The following is an 18,930-nucleotide window of genomic DNA, read 5'->3' as shown; positions in this document are numbered from 1 at the left end:
TCGGGGGCCCCCGTACATTCCGTCCGTACCCCCTCGGATGTGCGTTTGCTCGTGGGCAGAGTATTCAAGTGCCCGGCGGGTTCCGGCCGTCCGGGCTCGGTAGCGCCCCAGGCCGGGGCGGATGGGCCGCCCGGTGGCTGGTTCGAGTGGGTGACGGGGCGTCAAATGCCTCGCGTCCGGCCCGACTCGCCGGTCCGCGCCCGGGTCGCGGCGTCGATGATCGGGAATCCGGGCAGACCCTTGTCCGGGTCGCGTGGGGTCTGCCAGTCTTGGCCCCGTGATCATCGAGGGGACGATTGCGGCCGGATCGACCGGGTCTGACGGGTCGTCGGACCGCGTTCCCGCAGCGGAGCGGGCCGCCGGCGAGCCCTGGGCGGAGTTCCTCGCCCAGGCCCTCGCGGGCGCCCCCGCCGCGCCTGTCGCCCTGCCGCCGGGAGCGCTCCCCGGCACCACCGGCTTCCAGGCCGTGCTGGCCCCCTTCGCCGAGCTGGCCGGCGCCCGGCTGGCCCGGGCGGCCGGACCGGCCGCCGGCGTCGTCGACCTCCCCGCCATCCGCGCCCGCTTCGTCGAGCGCCTCGCCGGGCAGCTGGCCCGCCAGGCCGCCCGCACCCTGGTGCTGGAGCTGAACGTCGCCAGGGTCACCGGGCAGTTGGCCGGTGACACGCCGGCCGAGCGCTTCCGGGACTTCCTCGCCCAGGCCGCCGGCCGGGACGGGCTGACCGCGCTGCTCGACCAGTACCCGGTGCTGGCCCGGCTGCTGGCGCAGACCAGCGGCCACGCCGCCGACGCGCTGGGCGAACTGCTGGTCCGGTTCGCCGCCGACCGCGCGGAGCTGGTCGCCGCGCTGCTGTCCGGCGACGACCCCGGGACCCTGGCCGCCGTCCGACAGGGCGCCGGCGACGGCCACCGGCACGGCCGGGGCGTCGCGGTGCTGCGCTTCGCGAGCGGGGCGCGGCTGGTCTACAAGCCGCGGCCGCTGGGCCTGCACCGGCACTTCAACGAGGTGGTCGACTGGTTCAACACGCAGCCGGGGACGCCCGGCCTGCGCACCGTGGCGCTGCTGGAGCGGCCCGGCTACGGCTGGTTGGAGCACGTCGCCGCCCGGCCGTGCACCGAGGCCGCCGAACTGGACCGGTTCTACCTGCGCCAGGGCGCCTGGCTCGCCCTGCTGCACGCGCTGGACGGGACCGACCAGCACTACGAGAACCTGATCGCCTGCGCCGACCACCCCGTCCCGGTCGACGTCGAGACGCTCTTCCACCCGCCCGCGCCCCCGGACCCCGCCGACCAGGACCCGGCCGCGCTGGTGCTGGGCGCCTCCGTCTACCGCACCGGGCTGCTGCCGCACCTGCTGCTCGGCGACGAGACGGCGTTGGACGCCTCCGGCCTCGGCGGCGACGCCGGAGCACCGGCGCCGACCGCCGGTGTGGAGTGGGCGGACGCCGGCACCGACCGGATGCGGCTGGTCCGCCGGGACGGGGACATCGCCGGAGCCGACAACCGCCCCGGGCTCACCGGGGCCGGGGCGTGGGCCGATCCGGCGGACCACACCGAGGCGCTGGTCGCCGGGTTCCGCGCGGGCTACCGGACGATCGCCGCCGCGCGGGCCGAACTGGTCGGCCCGCAGGGCCTGTTGCACCGCTTCGCCGGGGACGAGGCGCGGGTGGTGGTGCGCGCCACCCAGTCGTACCTGACGCTGCTGGACGAGTCGACCCATCCGGACGTCCTGCGGGACCCGGCCGAGCGGACCGGCGTGCTGCGGCTGCTGGAGACCGACGCGCTCGGCGAGCCCGCCTGGCCCGCGCTGGTCGATGCCGAGGTCGCGGAGCTGTGGGACGGCGACGTGCCGCTGTTCACCACCCGGCCGGGCTCGGCCGACCTGTGGAGCGGCACGGGCGCGCGGATACCGGGCGCGCTGGCGCGGACCGGCCTGGACCGGGTGCTGGCCAAGGTCGCGGCCATGGGGGAGGCCGACCTCGGCGCGCAGGAGTGGATCATCCGGGCCTCGATGGCCGCCAGGTCCACCGTCCCGGCCCATGAGGTCGCTGCGCCGGTGGCCCTGAGTCCTGGCCCGGCCCCGGCCCTGACCGCGCCGGACGCCGCCCGGGCCATCGGCGACCGGCTGGTCGAACTCGCCCACCGGGGCGCCGGCCGGGCGAACTGGCTCGGCCTGGACCTGCTCGCCGACCGCTACTGGCGGCTCGGCCCGGCCGGCGCCGACCTGGGCTGCGGCTTCCCGGGCCCGGCGCTCTTCCTCGCCCAACTCGCCGCGCTCACCGGGCAGGCGCGCTACGCCGAGACCGCCCGGCACGCGCTGCGCCCGGTGCCGCGCCTGCTGGACCGGTTCGCCGCCGCGCCCGAGGAGTTGGGGCTGCTCGGCTCGGGCGCCTTCACCGGCCTGGGCGGCCTCGTCTACGCCCTCACCCAGGTGGCCGTCCTGCTGGACGACCCCGAGGTCCACGGCTGGATCGAACCCGCCGCCCGGCTCACCGCCGCCGCGGCCGAGCGCGAACCCGACGAGCAGTCAGGAGTGGCCGAGGGAACGGCCGGCGGCCTCGCCACCCTGCTCGCCGTGTACCGGGCAATGGGCAGCGCCACGGCCCGGCAGGGCGCCCGGCTGTGCGCCGACCGGCTCGCCGACCGCCCGCCGCCGGCCCCCGACGCCCCGCGGCCGGCCGGCTTCGCCGCGGGCGAGGCCGGGATCGGCTGGGCCCTGCTGCGCTACGCGGCGGCCGGCCAGGCCACGGAGCGGCACGAGCGCGCGGGGCTGGCGGCGCTGCGCTCGGCCGCACGCTCCGCCGCCGCCGCCGCGGCGAGCGCGCCGACCGCGCCGACCTGGTGCCGGGGGACGGCCGGGATCGCGCTGGCGATCGCCGACAGCCCGGGCGCGGCGGCGGACCCGGGGTCGGAGTCGGAGTCGGAATCGGCCGAGTTGGTCGCCCGCGCCACCCGGGCGCTCGCCACCGCCGGGCCGCTGCCCGACCACGGCCTGTGCCACGGTGAGACGGGCGCCCTGGAACTGCTCGCCCGCCTGGGCGCGGCCGGCGGCCCTGCCGCGCCCGCCGCGCGGGCGGCCCTGGAGCGCCGCTCGGCCGCGCTGCTCGCCGCGCTCGACCGCGCCGGGCCGCGCTGCGCGACGCCCGGCGGCCTGCCCGTGCCCGGCCTGCTGGCCGGCCTGTCCGGCATCGGCCACGGGCTCCTCCGGCTCGGGTTCCCCGAGCGCACAGCCTCGGCGCTGCTCCTGCAGCCGCCGATCCAACGGCGGACGTCACCACGGAAGCCGTGATCCCTCGGAAAGGAACCATCACAGTGCACACCGAAGAGCTGGTCCGTAGCTGGAAGCAGCCGGGTTCGCGGCGCGGCCCGGCCACCGACCACCCCAGCGGCGAGATCACGCTGCGCCCCGGCGGACGGCTCGCCCGCCGCTCCGGGCTGCTGTCCGCCTCCATGGACGTCACCGTCGTCGTCGTGCCCACGCTCACCCCGAGCTGCCCGCTCACGCCCGGGGACGAGTCGCTCTGACCCACCCGCCGCACCCCGACCCGCCCTGCCGAGCCGTGCGGGGCGTGCCGGGAGGCCGGATGCCGGTGCATCCCCTCGGGGGACGGATGCGCCGGCCGCCGGTCCGGTGACGTGGTCAGTGTGATCCATTAGCCTCGGTCCCATGCGGACCACTTCATCGGCGACCGTCGGCCGGGACGCCGAAATCGCGCTGCTCAGCGGCCTGGTGACGGGCCTTCGGAGCCCCGCCGGCAAGGCGGTGTTCCTGCTGGGCGAGGCGGGGATCGGCAAGTCCCGGCTGGTCGAGGAATGCGCGGCCCGGGCGGGCGAGCTCGGCCTGCCGGTGCTGCGCGGGCGCGGGCGGCCGACCGGTGCGGGCACACCGTTCCGTCCGCTGGCCGAGGCGCTGGCCTCGCGGCTGCGGGTCGGCGGGCCGCCCACCGACCCCGAACTGCTGCCGTACCGGCCCGCGCTGGCCCGGCTGGTCCCGGAGTGGCGGCAGGCGCCGGGCGCGCACACCCACTTCGAGAGCCTGGTCGAGCTGGCCGAGGCGCTGCTGCGACTGCTCGCCGTGCTGGGCCGGCAGGGCGGCTGCGTGCTGCTGCTGGAGGACCTGCACGACGCGGACTCCGAGACGATCGCCGTCGCGGAGTACCTGGTGGACAACCTCGCCGGACTGCCGGTGCTGCTGCTGGCCACCCTGCGGCCCGAGCCGAGCCCGGCCCTGGAGCTGGCCCGCGCCGCCGACCGGCGCCGGGCCGCCGCCGTCACCGAGCTGCGGGCGCTGGAGCCGTCGGCGGTGCGGGCGCTGGCCGCCGGCTGCCTGGGCACCCCGGCCGACCGGATCCCGGCGGCGGTCGTCGCGCGCCTGGTCGACGTGGCCGACGGCAACCCCTACCTGATCGAGGAGCTGCTGGCCGAGATGGTCGGCTCCGGCCTGCTGCGCGAGGGCCCGCAGGGCTGGCAGGTGGTCGGCGACCTGTCCGCGACCCTCCCGGCGACCGTGGTCCGCGGCTACGGCCAGCGGATCGCCCGGCTCGACCCGCAGGTGCGGGAAGTCGTGCTGCTGGCGGCCTCGTTGGGCGTCGGCTTCTCGGTCGCCCACCTGCGGGTGATCACCGGGCACGACGACCGGGCCCTGTTCGCCCACCTCAGGGCGGCGGCCGAGGCGGGCCTGATCGTGCCGGACCCGGCGGCGCCGTTCGGGTACATGTTCCGCCACGCGCTCACCGGCGAGGCGGTGCTGGCGGGCCTGCCCCCGGCGGAGCGCGCCGCCATCGCCCGGCACGCCGCCGCGGCGCTGCACCGTGCCGATCCGGAACTGCCGGACGACCGCTGCCAGTTGGTCGCCGGGCTGCTGGTGGCGGCGGGCCACCCGGGCGACGCGGCCCTGCTCTTCGCCGAAGCCGGGCGCCGGGCCCTGGCCGACGGCATGACCGGATCGGCCGTGCTGCTGCTGCAACGCGGCCACGAGCTGGCCGCCCCGGCCAGCCGGCCCGCCATCACCGAGTCGCTGCTGTACGCGCTGACCGAGGCCGGCCAGCTGGACGCCGCCGTCGCCCTCGCGCAGACCCTGCCCTCGGCCGGGGCGCAGGCGCTCGACCACGACCGCCGGATCGCCCTGCGCACCCGGCTGGCCTGGGCGGCGGTGGCCGCCGAGCGGCCCGCGGACGCGGTGGAACAGGCCGCGCTGGCCCGCGAGTTGCTCGGCCCCGGCGGCACCCCGGAGCAACTCGCCGCGCTGGCCGTCGTCGAGGGGCACCTCGCCCTGCTCCCCGGCCAGCACGGCCGCGCCGTCGACGCCGAACGGCTGGTCCGGGAGGCGGTCGAGCTGGCCGAGCGGGCGAAGCTGCCGGTGCTGGCCTGCCAGTCCTGGCAGGTGCTCGCGCTGCTCTCGCGCGAGCTGGGGTTCGAGGTCGCGGACTCCTGCCTGGAGCGGATGCTCGCCGTCGCCGAGGCCAACTCGCTGCCCCAGTGGCGGGTCGAGGCGCTCATGCGGCTGGGCGTGAACGCCTTCCTGCGCACCGGCGAGGGCCGCCGGATCGAACAGGCCCGGGAGAGCGCCCGGGAGCTGGGGGCGCTCGCGCTCACCCAGGAGGCCGACGCGGTGCTGGCGCTGCGGGCCGTGCTCCGCGGCGACCCGGGCACGGCCGGGGCGATCGTCGAGCGCTGCCTGGACCCCAGCGAGCGGATGCACAACATCGCCACCCACCGCTACCTGCTGCTGATCGCGGCCACCCTGGAGGCGCACCGCGGCCGTCGCCGGGAGATGGACAAGGCGCTGCTGCGGTTCGACAAGGCGGGCGGCGGCGAGTCGATGCTCGTGCCGCTGATGCACGGGCTGTGCCGAGCGGTCTGCGCCCTGCTGGAGGAGGACCGGGAGACGGCTCGGGCCGAACTGGCGGCGAGCGTCGCCTGGGAGGAGCGGCACCCGAACCTGTACTACCTGTCCGGGCGGTACGGCCTGCGCCCGCTGCTGGCCGTGCTCCCCGGGGCCGGGGGCCGGGCCGAGTACGCCGCCGCGGCGGCGGCCCCGGTGGGCCGGCTGGCCTGGAACCGGCAGTTCCTGCGGTTGGCCGAGGCCGTGGTGCTGGGCCGCGAGGGCCGGGCGGCGGAGGCGGCGCGCGCCGTCGAGGAGGTCGGCGAGACCGCCGGGGTCTTCCCGACCGGGTACCACCTCGGGCTGCGGCTGGTCGCCGAGGCGGCCCTGGCCGACGGCTGGGGCGAGCCGGTGGCCTGGCTGCGCACCGCCGAGGAGTACTTCCACGAGCTCGACGTCCCGGCGGTGGCCGCCGCCTGCCGGGCGCTGCTGCGGCAGGCGGGGGCGAACGTGGGGCAGCGCCGCAGCGGGCGGGAGCTGATACCCGCCGAGCTGCGCGCCCAGGGTCTGACGCCGCGTGAGTACGAGGTGCTGGAGCTGCTGCCCGACTGCCCCGGCAACCAGGGCATCGCCCGACGGCTGTTCATCTCGCCGCGCACGGTGGAGAAGCACGTCGCGAGCCTGCTGCGGAAGACCGGCCGGCCGGATCGGGCGGCCCTGTGCCGGCTGGCGGTCGAGCTCTGCGACGCCGGCGGGGGCCGCCCGCCGGCCGGTGGCGGACACTGAGGGCCCGGCCCGGTTCAGCCCGCCGCCACCGGGGTCGGCGGCAGCGGGTGGGTGTCGGCCAGGCTCGGCGCCCTGCGCACCGAGGGGCTGACCGAGGCGATCAGGGCCATCAGCAGCATCCAGCCGGTCAGTACCCACACGGTGGTGTCCGCGCCGAGGCGGCTCAGCATCAGCCCGCCGAGCAGCGAGCCGAGCGGGACGGCGCCGAAGGCGACCATGCCCACCGAGCCGAGCACCCGGCCCTGGATCCGGTCGGGGGTGACGGCGAGCTGGTAGGCCGAGATGACCACGTTCCACACCGGGCCGACGAAGCACATCAGCGCGTACACCCCGCCGAGCAGGTACGGGTCGTGCACCAGCAGCAGCAGCGGGACCAGCAGCGCCCAGGCCCAGTTCGCCCCGATCACCACCGCGCGCATGGAGTACCGGCGTTCCAGCCGGGGCGCGACCAGCGAGCCGAGCACCCCGCCGATCGCGGCGACGCCGAACATCACGCCGATCGCGGCCGACGACTTGTGGCCGACCAGCACGATCAGGCTCAGGAAGAGGGCCTGGAAGAGCAGGTTGCTGCCGGCGATCAGCAGGGTGGTGATGCGCAGGAAGGGCTGGCGCCAGGCCCAGGCGATGCCCTCGGCGATCTCGGTGCGCAGCCGCTCCCGGGTGTGCGTGCGGGGGGCCTGGAAGTCCCGGCGGATCAGCAGCAGCGTCACCAGCGACACCACGTAGCTCAGCGCGTCGAAGGCGAACGGGATCGCCCGGCCGAACTGGAACATCAGCCCGCCGAGCGGCCGGCCGACCATGGTGGCGCCGCGGGTGCGGGCCTCCTCCTGGGAGAGCGCCGTCGCCAGCTGGGCCGGGAGCACCACGTTGGGCACCGCCGCCGCCGCGGCGATCTGGAAGCAGACGGTGAGGGTGCCCTCGACGAACCCGACGACCAGGATCTGCGGCAGCGCCAGCCGGCCCGCGAGCAGGGCCAGCGCGATGCTGCCGACGCCGAGGCCGCGCAGCACGTCGCACCAGATCATCACGTGCTTGCGGTTGCAGCGGTCGACCAGCGCCCCGGCCGGGAGCTGGAGGAGCAGCTGCGGCAGCAGCGCGACGAACCCGGTGAGCCCCGCCGAGACCGGCGAGCCGGTCAGCGCGAGCACCAGCAGCGGGTAGGCGATGGCCGAGGCGTTCGAGCCGAGACTCGACACTGCGGAGCCCTGCCAGAGCAGCAGGAAGTCCCGATTGCGAAGCAGTGAAGGCACCTTGTCCGTCATGCTCCCATGCTCGGGCGGCCGCCACCGCCGTCCCAGAGAAGGACCGGCACTCACGCGCGCAGTCCCGGGCTGCGCGCGCTGGCACTGCGCTGACCCTGCTGACCGCGCCGGTCGGCTGAGCATCCTTGGGCTTGGGTCTGCCCAACTCCGAGGCGGGCCATAGGCGTGCACAGGAAGGCGAAGGATGAGCACGAGCTCGATCTCCCGCGCGGAGCTGCTGCAGCGGCGCCTGCGTGGCCTGTCGAAGGCGCAGCAGGACGACGGGATCGCTCCCGTGGCGCGGGAGGGCGAGCTGCCGCTCTCCTACGCCCAGCGCCGCATCTGGGTGCTCGACCAGATGCGGCCCGGCAGCACCGAGTACCTGATGCCGGTGGCGCTGCGGCTGCGCGGCGAGGTGGATCCGGCGGCGTTGCGCGGGGCGCTGGAGGAGATCGTCGCCCGGCACGAGGTGCTGCGCACCCGCTACCCGTCGACGGAGGGCGAGCCGGTCCAACTGATCGACCCGCCGGGGCCGATCGCGTTCGCCGAGGCGGACCTGCGGGGCGCCGGCCCGGTGGAGGCCGAGCGGCGGCTGGCCGCACTGCTCGCCGAGGCCGGCGAGCGGCCCTTCGACCTGGCCGCCGAGTGGCCGGTGCGGGCGCTGCTGGCGCAACTGGCGCCGGACGAGTGGGTGCTGCTGCTGACGCTCCATCACATCGCCTCGGACGGCTGGTCCGAGGCGGTGCTGTTGGCCGAACTGGGGCGGTTCTACCCGGAGCCGGCGGCCGGCCGGCCGGTCGGGGCTCCGGCGCTTGCGGTGCAGTACGCGGACTTCGCCGCCTGGCAGCGCGATCGGCTCTCCGGTGAGTTGCTCGACGGTCAACTCGACTACTGGCGGAAGACACTGGCCGACCTGGCGCCGCTGGAGCTGCCGACCGACCGGCCGCGCGGGTCGGTGCGCGAGGCGGCCGGCGCCACCGTGTCGTTCACCGTGCCCGCCGACCTGGCCGAGCCGCTGGTGCGGCTCGGCCGCGAGCACGGCGCGACCCCGTTCATGGTCTTCCTCGCCGCCTTCCAAGCCCTGCTCGGCCGCTACAGCAGGCAGAGCGACGTGGTGCTGGGCAGCCCGGTGGCGGGCCGGGACCGGGGCGAGACGCACGAGCTGATCGGCCTGTTCGCCACCATGCTGGTGCTGCGCGCCGACCTGTCCGGCGCCCCCTCCTTCGTGGAACTGCTGGGCCGGGTAAGGGAGATGGCGCTCGGCGCCTTCGCGCACCAGGAGACGCCGTTCGAGCGCCTGGTCGACGAGCTGGCGCCCGAGCGCGACCCGTCCCGCAACCCGCTCTTCCAGGTGGCCTTCCAGCTGACGGCCGACGAGTCCGGCGAGCCGGCTGCGCTGGGGCCCGCCGTGCGGGCCGCCTGGGAGCCGGTGGACTGGGGCGTCGCCAAGTTCGACCTGGCGCTCAGCCTCGGCGCCGCGGCCGACGGCTCGTTCACCGGTGAACTGACCTACGCGACCGCGCTGTTCGACGAGTCGAGGATGCACCGGCTGGTCGGGCACTACCTGCGGCTGCTGGCCGGCGCCGCGGCGGCCCCGGACGCCGCGGTGGGCGGCCTGGACCTGCTGACCGACGCCGAGCACGAGCAACTCGCCGAGTGGGCGGGGCCCGGCCACCGGTACCCGACCGAGCCGAGCCTGACCGAGGCCTTCCGGGCCCAGGTGGAGCGCTCGCCGGACGCGGTCGCGGTCAGCTGCCAGGGCCGGTCGCTGAGCTACGCCGAGCTGAACCTGCGGGCCAACCGGCTGGCCCACGCCTTGAGTTCGCACGGCGTGGGCCCGGACACGCTGGTCGGCGTCCGGCTGGAGCGCAGCCTGGACCTGGTGGTGGCGCTGCTCGGCGTGCTCAAGACCGGGGCCGGCTACCTGCCGCTGGACCCGGCGCAGCCGGCCGAGCGCCTCGCCTACATGCTCGGCGACGCCGGGGTGCGCGTGGTGATCGGCACCGAGCCGCTGGACGGCGTCACCACCGTGCCGGTGGCCGACGGGGCCGCCGACTGGCCCGGCACCGACCCCGAGCCGGTCGCGAGCTCCGACGGCGTCGCGTACGTCATCTACACCTCCGGCTCCACCGGCGCCCCCAAGGGCGTGGTGGTCACCCACCACAACGTGCTGCGGCTGCTGCGCTCCTGCGAGCAGGACTTCGGGTTCGGCCCCGACGACGTGTGGTCGCTCTTCCACTCCTACGCCTTCGACGTCTCCGTCTGGGAGTTGTGGGGTGCGCTGCTGCACGGCGGACGGGTCGTCGTCGTCCCGGTCGAGACCGCGCGCTCCCCGCAGGACTTCCTGCGGCTGCTGCGCGACGAGCGGGTCACCGTGCTCAGCCAGACGCCGTCCGCCTTCCGCGGGCTGCTGGAGGCCGTCACCGAGGCCGATCCGGCGCCCGCCGACCTGGCGGTGCGGGCGGTGGTCTTCGCGGGCGAGGCGCTGGACGTGGCCGAGCTGGCACCCTGGTTCGACCGGTTCGGCGACGCGGACACCGCCGTGGTGAACATGTACGGCACCACCGAGACCACGGTGCACGCGAGTTACCGCCGGATCCGGGTGGCCGACCTGGCCGGGCCGCACCGCAGCCCGATCGGGCGCCCGCTCGGCGACCTGCGCTTCCACCTGCTCGACGCGGACCTCAACCGGGTGCCGGTCGGCGTGCCCGGACAACTCCACCTGTCCGGGCCGGGCCTGGCCCACGGCTACCTCGGCCGCCCGGGCCTGACCGCCGACCGGTTCGTGCCGGACCCCTACGCCGTCATGCGCGGCGAAAGGATGTACCGCACCGGGGACCTGGCGCGCCTGGGACCGGACGGCGAGCTGGAGTTCCTCGGTCGCGCCGACGACCAGGTGAAGATCCGCGGCTACCGGATCGAGCCGGGCGAGATCGAGGCGGCGCTCACCGGGCACGCCGACGTGGAGCACGCCGTGGTGCTGGCCCACCGGCGCGCCGGGGAGCGCGACGCACGGCTGGTCGCCTACGTCACGCCCGCGGCCGGCCGGTCGATCGAGGTCGCCGAGCTGCGCGCCCACCTCGGCCGGCTGCTGCCCGCCTACATGGTCCCGGCGCTCTTCGTCCCGCTGGACGCGCTCCCGCTGACGGTCAACGGCAAGACCGACCGCCGGGCGCTGCCCGACCCGGACCTGCACCGGGTGCTCGCCGCCGCCGAGCGGATCGCGCCGCGCACCCCGGTCGAGCGGACCGTCGCCCAGACCTGGGCCGAGGCGCTGGGCGTGGCCGAGGTGGGCGTGCACGACAACTTCTTCGCCCTCGGCGGCGACTCGATCCGGGCCATCCGGGTGGTCGGCGCGCTGCGCCGCAGCGCCGTGGAACTGACGGTGCAGGACCTGCTGGTGCACCAGACGGTCGAGGCGCTGGCGCAGTTCGTCGAGTCGGCCGGGCCGACCTCCGAGGCCGGCGCCGAGGAGGAGCGGGTCGCCCCGTTCGCGCTGCTGGGCGAGGCCGACCGGGCGGCCCTGCCGCCGGGCCTGGCCGACGCCTACCCGACCTCCATGGTGCAGGCGGGCATGCTCTACCAGATGCTCGCCGACCGGGACGAGAACCCGTACCACAACATCACCCGCTACCCCTTCATCGACGACGCCCCGTTCTCGCTGCCCGCCCTGCGCGCCGCCGCGGCGCTGCTCGCCCAGCGGCACGAACTGCTGCGCACCAGCTTCGACCTGACGAGCTATCAGGAGCCGCTCCAGCTGGTGCACACCACCGGTGCGGTGCAGGTCGGCTACGACGACCTGCGGGGCCTGGGCGCCGACGAGGTGCGCCGGGAACTGGACGAGTTCACCGAGCGGACCCGCCGGGAGCCGTTCGACATCGGGCGGCCCCCGCTGCTCCGGTTCCACGTGCACCAGAGCGCCGAGGACCGCTGGACCCTCTCGTTCATCGAGTGCCACGCCATCCTCGACGGCTGGAGCCACAACTCGCTGATCACCGAGGTGCTGGCGGACTACCGGGCGATCCGGGCCGGCGGCGAACCCGCCCCCGTCGCCCTGGACCACACGGTGCGCTTCGCCGACCACATCGCCATGGAGCGGCGCTCGCTCGCCGCCACGGCGGACCGCGAGTTCTGGCAGGACCGGCTCGGCGGCTTCGACCCGGTCGCCCTGCCCGCCGGCTGGGCCGCCGCACCGGAGGCGGGGGAGCGGTTCTACCAGATCGCCGTGGAGTACGAGGACCTGGAGCCGGGCCTGCGCCGACTGGCCGCCGCCGCCGGGGCCCCGATGAAGAGCGTGCTGCTCGCCGCCCACCTCAAGGTGCTCGGCGCGGTCGGCGGCACGCACCGCTTCCACAGCGGCCTGGTCTCCAACAGCCGGCTGGAGACCGAGGGCGGCGACCTGGTGCGCGGCATGCACCTGAACACCGTGCCGTTCGCCGTCGAGCTGACCGGCGCCACCTGGACCGAGCTGGTCGGCCAGGTCTTCGCCGAGGAGCTGGCCCTCTGGCCGCACCGCCGCTTCCCGCTGCCGGAGATGCAGCGCGCCTGGGGCGACGGCGCACCCCTGGTCGACGTCGCCTTCACCTACCTGGACTTCCACGTGCTCGACCAGCAGCAGATCGAATCGGCCGACGTCGTCGACGTCAGCCCCAACGAGTTCGCGCTGGACGTGGCGAGCTTCCCGGGCGTGGTCAACCTCTACGGGCGGCCCGAACGGCTCAGCCGGGCCAACGCGCAGCGGATGGCCGGGATGTACCGCAGGGTACTGGAGGAGATGGCCGCCGACCCGGCGGGCGACGCCCGGCGCGGCGTCCTCGACGAGCACGAGCACCGGCAGGCGTCGGCCTTCGCCACCGGCCCCGCCGACGACTACCCCGAGCTGTGCCTGCACGAGCTGTTCGAGGCCCAGGTCGCCCGCACCCCGGGAGCCGTCGCGCTGCGCACCGCCGACGGCGGCACCGTCGGCTACGCCGAACTGAACGCCCGGGCCAACCGGTTGGCCCGCCACCTGCGCTCGCTCGGCGTCGGCCAGGAGGACCGGGTCGGCGTGCTGCTGCGCCGGGGCCCCGAGCTGGTGGTCGCCCTGCTCGGCGTGCTGAAGGCGGGCGCGGCCTACCTGCCGCTCGACCCCACGCACCCGGCGCCGCGGCTGGCCGCGCTGCTCGCCGGGACCAGGGCCGCAGCCCTGGTCACCCAGCAGGAGCTGGCCGGCCCGCTGGACGACGGCTCCCGGCCCACCGTCCTGGTCGATCGGGACGCCGACCGGATCGCCGGCTACCCGGACGCTGACCTGGGGCGGACCACGACACCGGACTCGCTGGTGTACGTGATCTACACCTCCGGCTCGACCGGCACGCCGAAGGGCGTGATGATCGAGCACCGCAACCTGGTCAACTACCTGTGCTGGTCGGTGGAGCACCTCGCGCCGCTGGCCGGAGACGGCGCGCCGCTGTACTCCGCGGTGGCCTTCGACCTCCCGGTCACCGGGCTCTACCCCCCGCTGCTCTGCGGACAGGCGCTGACCCTCACGCCCGACGACGGCACGCCCGGGATCGACGGCCTGGTCGCGGCCCTGGAGCAGGGCGGGTTCGGGCTGCTCAAGGTGACGCCGACCCACCTGGCCCTGCTGAACCAGACCCTGTCGCCCGAGGCGCTGCGCACCGCGGCGAGCCGGCTGGTCTCCGGCGGCGAGTCGCTGACCAGGGAGATGGTCAGCGCCTGGGCCCAGTACGCCCCGGACACCGTGATCGACAACGAGTACGGCCCCACCGAGGCCGCCGTCGGCGCCAGCGTGCTCTCGGTCACCGCCGGGGAGTTGGCGGCGGGCGTGCTGCCGATCGGGCGCCCGCTCAGCAACACCACGCTCTGGGTGGTCGACCGGAACCTGGAGCCCGTGCCGGTCGGCGTGCCGGGCGAGCTGTACATCGGCGGCGCGCAGGTCGGGCGCGGCTACGCGGAGCGGCCGGGGCTGACCGCCGAGCGCTTCGTGCCGGACCCGTTCTCGGCGGTGCCGGGCCGGCGGCTGTACCGCACCGGCGACCTGGCGAGCTACCGCGCGGACGGGGCCCTGGAGTTCGCCGGCCGGATCGACGGGCAGGTGAAGATCCGCGGGTACCGGATCGAGCCCGGAGAGGTCGAGGCGGTGCTGCGCCGCCACCCGGCGGTCCGCGAGGTCGCGGTGCGGGTGCGCACCGTCACCGGCGGGGACCAGGACCTGGTGGCCTACCTGGTCCCGACCGAGGGGGAGCAGCTGGAGCCGGCCGTGCTGCGGGAGTGGCTGTCCGGGGCGCTGCCCGAGTACATGGTGCCGTCCGGCTACGTCGTGCTGGACGCCCTGCCGCTCACCCCGAGCGGCAAGGTCGACCCGGCCGCGCTGCCGGCCCCCGGCCCGCGCGACGCCCGGGCCCCCTACACGGCGCCGCGCACCGCCACCGAGCAGCTGCTGGCCACGGCGCTGGCCCAGGTGCTCGGGCTCGACCGGGTCGGCGCCGACGACGCGTTCACCGACCTCGGCGGCCACTCGCTGACCGCGATGCGAGTGATCGTCAAGCTCCGCGAGGAGCACGGGATCTCGATGACGTTCCGGGCCTTCTACCAGCACCGCACGGTCGCCGACCTGGCCCGCGCGGTGGACCGGGCCGCCGCCGACCCGAACGCCGCGGGGGCCGACCCGGCGCAGGACGGCGGCGCCGAGGCGCTGCTCTGGTTCCGCCGCACCGGCAGCAAGCCGCCGCTGTTCTGCGTCTACCCCGGCGGCGGCCAGTGGTACGTGCACCTGGCCGAGAGCCTGGACGAGGACCGGCCGGTGGCGGCGCTGGAGTGGCCGGGCCTCAACCAGCAGGTGCCCTCCCCGCAGAGCATCGGCGACGTCGCCGAGTTCTTCCTCGCCCAGATCCGCGCGGTCCGGCCGAACGGCCCTTACCACCTGCTGGGTTGGTGCGGGGCCGGACCGGTCACCAGCGAGATGGCCCAGCGGCTGCTGCGCGACGGCGAGCGGGTCACCTTCGCCCTGCTCGACCCCGCGCTCGACAGCCACACCAGGAGCAACTTCCGCGAGGAGGTCGCGACCTTCGCCCGGGGGGAGGAACTGCTCGAACAGCTCGACCGGGCCGGCTCCGCGGCGGAGATCGCCGAGATCCAGGCCGAGTTCCTCAAGGTGCTCGACCGCATCATCGACGAGGGCGCCAAGTTGGCACCGGAGCCCGGTGACACGTTCTGGGCGGGCCGGCTGCGGGTCTGGCGGGAGCTGGCCGAGGCCACCCTCAACCACCGGCAGCGGCCCTACCCCGGCCGGATGCACCTGCTGATCGGCGACGAACTCGCCGGCGGTGCCCACGAGGTCGCGATCGGCCAGTCGCTCACCGACTACCTGGGCCGCTGGTCCGAGCTCTCGCCCGGCGGCCTCGACATCCACCGGGTGGGCGGCGACCACCTCGGCGTGCTGCGCCCGCCGCACGTGGTCCACCTCGCGCGCCTGCTGACCCGGCTGATGGAGGCCCGCGAGTAACGGGGCGGGGAGCGACAAAGGCCGCAGTGGTGGGGTTCCGTCCGACGGAACCTCACCACTGCGGCGTGTCATATCCCTTGTGAGAACGAAGATGTGGCGGACCGTCAGGAGCCCGCGCACCACTCCAGGACCGCCCGCGCGCTGTGGTACTTGTGCTCGGCCTGCTCGAAGGCGATGCTGGCCGGGCCGTCGAGCACCTCGGCGGTCACCTCCTCGCCGCGGTGCGCGGGCAGGTCGTGCATGAAGAGGGCGCCCGGGGTGGCGGCCAGCACGCCCGAGTTGACCTGGAAGGGCGCGAAGACGGTGCGCCAGTCCGGGTCCGGCTTGGTCGTGCCGGTGGTCTGCCACCGGGTGGTGTAGACGACGTCGACCTGCGGCAGGTCGGCCATGTCGTGGCGCTGCTCGACGGTGGCGCCGCTCTGCGCGGCGTGCGCCGCGGCGCTGTCGAGGAAGCGCTGCTCGACCCCGTACCCGGGCGGTGTCCGGAGCTGGAGCGAGACGCCGGCGAATCGGGACAGCGCGAGGGCCAGGGCGGAGGCGGTGTTGTTGCCCTCGCCGACGTAGAGCACCCGCAGGCCCTCGATCTTGCCGAACCGCCCCAGCAGCGTGCTGAGATCGGCGAGCGCCTGGGTGGGGTGCTCGGCGGCGCTCATCGCGTTGACCACCGACATCCGCTGCTGGGCGGCGAAGGCGCGCAGCTCGGCCTCGCTGCCGGCGGTCCGGGCGACCAGGACGTCGAGCATCCGGGAGAGCACCGCTGCGGTGTCCTCGACCGTCTCGCCGGTGTTCTCCTGCAGGTCGCCCGGGCCGTAGGTGATCAACTGGGCGCCGAGCCGCAGCGCGCCCGCGCTGAACGCGGTGCGGGTGCGGGTCGAGGTCTTGCGGAACAGGACGCCGACGACGGTGTCGCGCAGCGGCCGCTCCTCGTCGAGCCGGCCGGCCGCGTACTCGGCGCCGCGCCGCACGATCCGGTGCAGGTCCTCGGTGTCGAGGTCGTCGATGGAGATCAGATGGCGGCGTGCTGACGTGGGCATGGGAGTCTCCATGGAGGGTTGTGACATGAGGGACCGTCAGGAGGTGTGCAGTGCGCGCCGGATGATGTCGAGGCCGCGGTCCAGCTGGGCGAGCTCGATGGTCAGCGGCGGCAGCAGCTTGATCACCTCGTCGTGGCGTCCGCACAGTTCGACGATCAGGCCGTGCTCGAAGGCGTACTGCTGGACCCGGTCGGCCCGCAGCGCACCGCCGGCGGCGCCGGTGTCGATGCCCAGGACCATGCCGCGGCCGCGGACCGTCAGGGCCGGTTCGAGCACGGCGAGTTCGTCCCGGAAATCGGCCAGCCGCGCCGAGGCGGCCGCGCGGCCGGTGTGGAACGAGTCCTGGCGCCACAGCTCCAGGGCCGCGGTGGCGGCGACGAAGGCGAGCTGGTTGCCGCGGAAGGTGCCGGTGTGCTCCCCGGGCTCCCAGACGTCCAACTCGCGCCGGAACAGGGCGAGGGAGAGCGGCAGGCCGTAGCCGCCGATCGACTTGGAGAGGGTCACGATGTCCGGGGTGATCCCGGCGTCCTCGAAGCAGAAGAAGCCGCCGGTGCGGCCGCAGCCCGCCTGGATCTCGTCCAGGATCAGCAGCACCCCCCAGCGCTGCGTCAACTCGCGCAGCCCGCGCAGCCACTCGCCCGACGCCGGGTAGACGCCGCCCTCCATCTGCATGGGCTCCACGATCACCGCGGCCGGCAGCCCGACCCCCGACGACGGGTCGGCGAGCAGCCGCTCCAGGTACGCGATCGAGTCGAACGGGCCCTGCGGGCCGTCCTCGTACGGGACGAAGGTGACGTCCCCGCCGCTCACCCCGCCGGCCGACCGGGCGCGCCGGCTGCCGGTCACCGCCAGCGAGCCGCGGGACATGCCGTGGAAGGCGCCGGTGAACGCGATGATCCCGCTGCGGCCCGTCGCCTTGCGGGCGAGCTTGAGCGCGGCCTCCACGGCGTCGGTGCCGGTGGGGCCGACGAACTGGGTCCGGTAGTCCAGGCCGCGCGGGCGCAGCACCACGTCGGCGAAGGTGGCGAGGAACTCGCGCTTGGCCACGGTGTGCAGGTCGAGGCCGTGCGAGATGCCGTCGGCGGCGAGGTACTCGCTGATCCGGCCCTTGATGAAGTCGTTGTTGTGCCCGTAGTTGAGCGCGCCCGCGCCGCAGAAGAAGTCCAGGAACGCCCGCCCGTCCTCGGCGAACAGCTCGGCGCCCTTGGCCCGGTGGAAGACGGCGGGGAACTTGCGGCAGTACATCCGCACCTCGGACTCCAGGTCCTCGAAGACGGCGGTGCCGGTGGGGTCGTCCGGCCCGCCGTGCTGGTCGGCGGGGGCGTTCGTCCCGGCGGTGGCGGTGTTCATCTGGTGTCCTCTCAGGGGGAGTTCCGCGTCCTGGCAGCGGACGCGGGGCAGGATCAGGGTGCCGACGCGCTCGGACGCGGCACCAGGGAAGGACCAGCAGGGGTGGATCAGATCAGCCCGTCCCGCACCGCGTGGGCCACCGCGTGGGCCCGGTTGCGCGCCTGGAGACGGGCCATCAGCTCGTAGATGACGTTCTTCACGGTGTGCTCCGAGCAGGACAGCTGCCGGGCGATCGCCGCGTTGCCGTGTCCGTCGGCGATCAGGGCGAGCACCTCGGTCTGCCGGGCGGTCAGCGTCACGGCCGTGGCTGCCAGCTCGGTCCCGGCCGCGCCCGTCACAGCAGCCCCGCCCGCATCGCGTACGCCACCGCGTGGGCGCGGTTGCGGAGTTGGAACCGGTGGGTGATGTCGTGCACCACGGTCGTCACGGTGCGCGGGGAGTAGCTCAGCTCCCGGGCGATCTCGGCCGTCTCGCGGCCCTCGGCGACCAGCCGCAGCACCGAGCGCTCCCGGTCGCTGAGGCTGCCGGCCGCCGCCGGGGCCTCGGCGGCGGGCGCGCGGGTGGCGGCGCGCTGCTCCAGCAGGCCGTCCAGCAGGTCGGGCGGCACCGTGTAGTCGCCGCCGGCGGCCGCGAGCACCGTCCGGGTCAGCCGGTCGGCGCTCGCCTCGCTGCGGCGCAGCAGCCCCCGGGCGCCCGCGGTGATCGCGTGCATCGTCCCGGCGGAGCCCAGATCGGTGGCGACCAGGACGACTTCGGGCCGGTGGGCCGCGTTCCTGGCCGTCCGCACGAGGTCCAGCACCGGACGGGCCACCTGGTCGACGACGACGACCGCGACCGCGGACTGCTCGCCGGGCAGCACCACGGCGACATCGGCCTGACTCTGCAACATGCTTCTGACGCCGGCTCCCAGCACCGGATCCATCGCGACGATGCTGACTGCCACTGGCTCACCCATCGGGACCCCTCAAGTCGGCTGCACAGGTCTCGGTGGAGATCCTGCGCGGACCGCGGGCCCGGGGCATCCGTGACCGGCACCCAGATTTGCGCGCGGTGCCTGGGGGACCGTGCGTAGGCGGGTACGGCCGGTGCGGGCCGGGGTCGGCCGGTCGGCCACGTGCCGGTGCGCGGGGCTGGCCCCGCGAACCGCGCACCGGCGGTACCCGCCCACGCACGGCCCACCCGGCCGGGCGG

General features: G+C 75.5%; 9 protein-coding genes. 4 read left to right on the top strand and 5 right to left on the bottom strand.

The annotated features are described in order from the left end of the window. Nucleotides 1-277: 277 nt before the first annotated feature. The 3 genes from FHX73_RS34710 (at nucleotide 278) to FHX73_RS34700 (ending at nucleotide 6,607) form a co-directional block, all read left to right on the top strand. The gene (locus FHX73_RS34710) at nucleotides 278-3,286 is read left to right on the top strand and encodes a type 2 lanthipeptide synthetase LanM family protein (protein ID WP_170305211.1); all 3,009 of its coding nucleotides are present in this window, start codon (nucleotides 278-280) and stop codon (nucleotides 3,284-3,286) included. A gap of 23 nt (nucleotides 3,287-3,309) precedes the next feature. Then, nucleotides 3,310-3,522 carry a hypothetical protein gene (locus FHX73_RS34705; protein ID WP_145909977.1) on the top strand — a complete coding sequence of 71 codons (213 nt, stop codon included), beginning with the start codon at nucleotides 3,310-3,312 and terminating at the stop codon, nucleotides 3,520-3,522. Between the two features lie 142 nt (nucleotides 3,523-3,664). Further along, nucleotides 3,665-6,607 (top strand): helix-turn-helix transcriptional regulator, encoded by a 2,943-nt coding sequence (locus FHX73_RS34700; RefSeq protein ID WP_145909976.1) that lies wholly within the window; start codon nucleotides 3,665-3,667, stop codon nucleotides 6,605-6,607. A gap of 14 nt (nucleotides 6,608-6,621) precedes the next feature. On the opposite strand, the gene FHX73_RS34695 is transcribed toward FHX73_RS34700, so the two are convergent. Then, on the bottom strand, nucleotides 6,622-7,869 hold the full coding sequence (locus FHX73_RS34695; RefSeq protein ID WP_145909975.1) for an MFS transporter: 1,248 nt from the start codon (nucleotides 7,867-7,869) through the stop codon (nucleotides 6,622-6,624). A gap of 184 nt (nucleotides 7,870-8,053) precedes the next feature. Between FHX73_RS34695 and FHX73_RS34690 the strand changes: the two genes are divergently transcribed. Next, entirely contained in the window at nucleotides 8,054-15,355 is a 7,302-nt protein-coding gene (locus FHX73_RS34690) for a non-ribosomal peptide synthetase (protein ID WP_145909974.1), read from the top strand. Between the two features lie 104 nt (nucleotides 15,356-15,459). On the opposite strand, the gene FHX73_RS34685 is transcribed toward FHX73_RS34690, so the two are convergent. The 4 genes from FHX73_RS34685 to FHX73_RS34670 form a co-directional block, all read right to left on the bottom strand. Beyond that, nucleotides 15,460-16,389, bottom strand: a complete 930-nt coding sequence (locus FHX73_RS34685) for an ornithine carbamoyltransferase (protein WP_145909973.1) — start codon at nucleotides 16,387-16,389, stop codon at nucleotides 15,460-15,462. A 36-nt stretch (nucleotides 16,390-16,425) separates the two neighbouring features. Next, nucleotides 16,426-17,739, bottom strand: coding sequence for a diaminobutyrate--2-oxoglutarate transaminase (gene ectB, locus FHX73_RS34680; RefSeq protein ID WP_145909972.1), 1,314 nt, complete (start codon nucleotides 17,737-17,739; stop codon nucleotides 16,426-16,428). A 107-nt stretch (nucleotides 17,740-17,846) separates the two neighbouring features. Further along, entirely contained in the window at nucleotides 17,847-18,038 is a 192-nt protein-coding gene (locus FHX73_RS34675; protein WP_246214074.1) for a response regulator transcription factor, read from the bottom strand. Between the two features lie 35 nt (nucleotides 18,039-18,073). Continuing rightward, on the bottom strand, nucleotides 18,074-18,694 hold the full coding sequence (locus tag FHX73_RS34670; RefSeq protein WP_145909971.1) for a helix-turn-helix transcriptional regulator: 621 nt from the start codon (nucleotides 18,692-18,694) through the stop codon (nucleotides 18,074-18,076). Nucleotides 18,695-18,930: the final 236 nt, after the last annotated feature.

It is taken from the genome of Kitasatospora viridis (assembly GCF_007829815.1).
Classification (GTDB): domain Bacteria; phylum Actinomycetota; class Actinomycetes; order Streptomycetales; family Streptomycetaceae; genus Kitasatospora; species Kitasatospora viridis.
This window is presented reverse-complemented; position numbering and strand designations above follow the sequence as displayed.

Coding starts and splice junctions, on each gene's coding strand:
- FHX73_RS34700 (WP_145909976.1), top strand. CDS start 3,665: ATGCGGACCACTTCATCGGCGACCGTCGGCCGGGACGCCGAAATCGCG.
- FHX73_RS34695 (WP_145909975.1), bottom strand. CDS start 7,869: ATGACGGACAAGGTGCCTTCACTGCTTCGCAATCGGGACTTCCTGCTG.
- FHX73_RS34690 (WP_145909974.1), top strand. CDS start 8,054: ATGAGCACGAGCTCGATCTCCCGCGCGGAGCTGCTGCAGCGGCGCCTG.
- FHX73_RS34685 (WP_145909973.1), bottom strand. CDS start 16,389: ATGCCCACGTCAGCACGCCGCCATCTGATCTCCATCGACGACCTCGAC.
- ectB (WP_145909972.1), bottom strand. CDS start 17,739: ATGAACACCGCCACCGCCGGGACGAACGCCCCCGCCGACCAGCACGGC.
- FHX73_RS34670 (WP_145909971.1), bottom strand. CDS start 18,694: ATGGGTGAGCCAGTGGCAGTCAGCATCGTCGCGATGGATCCGGTGCTG.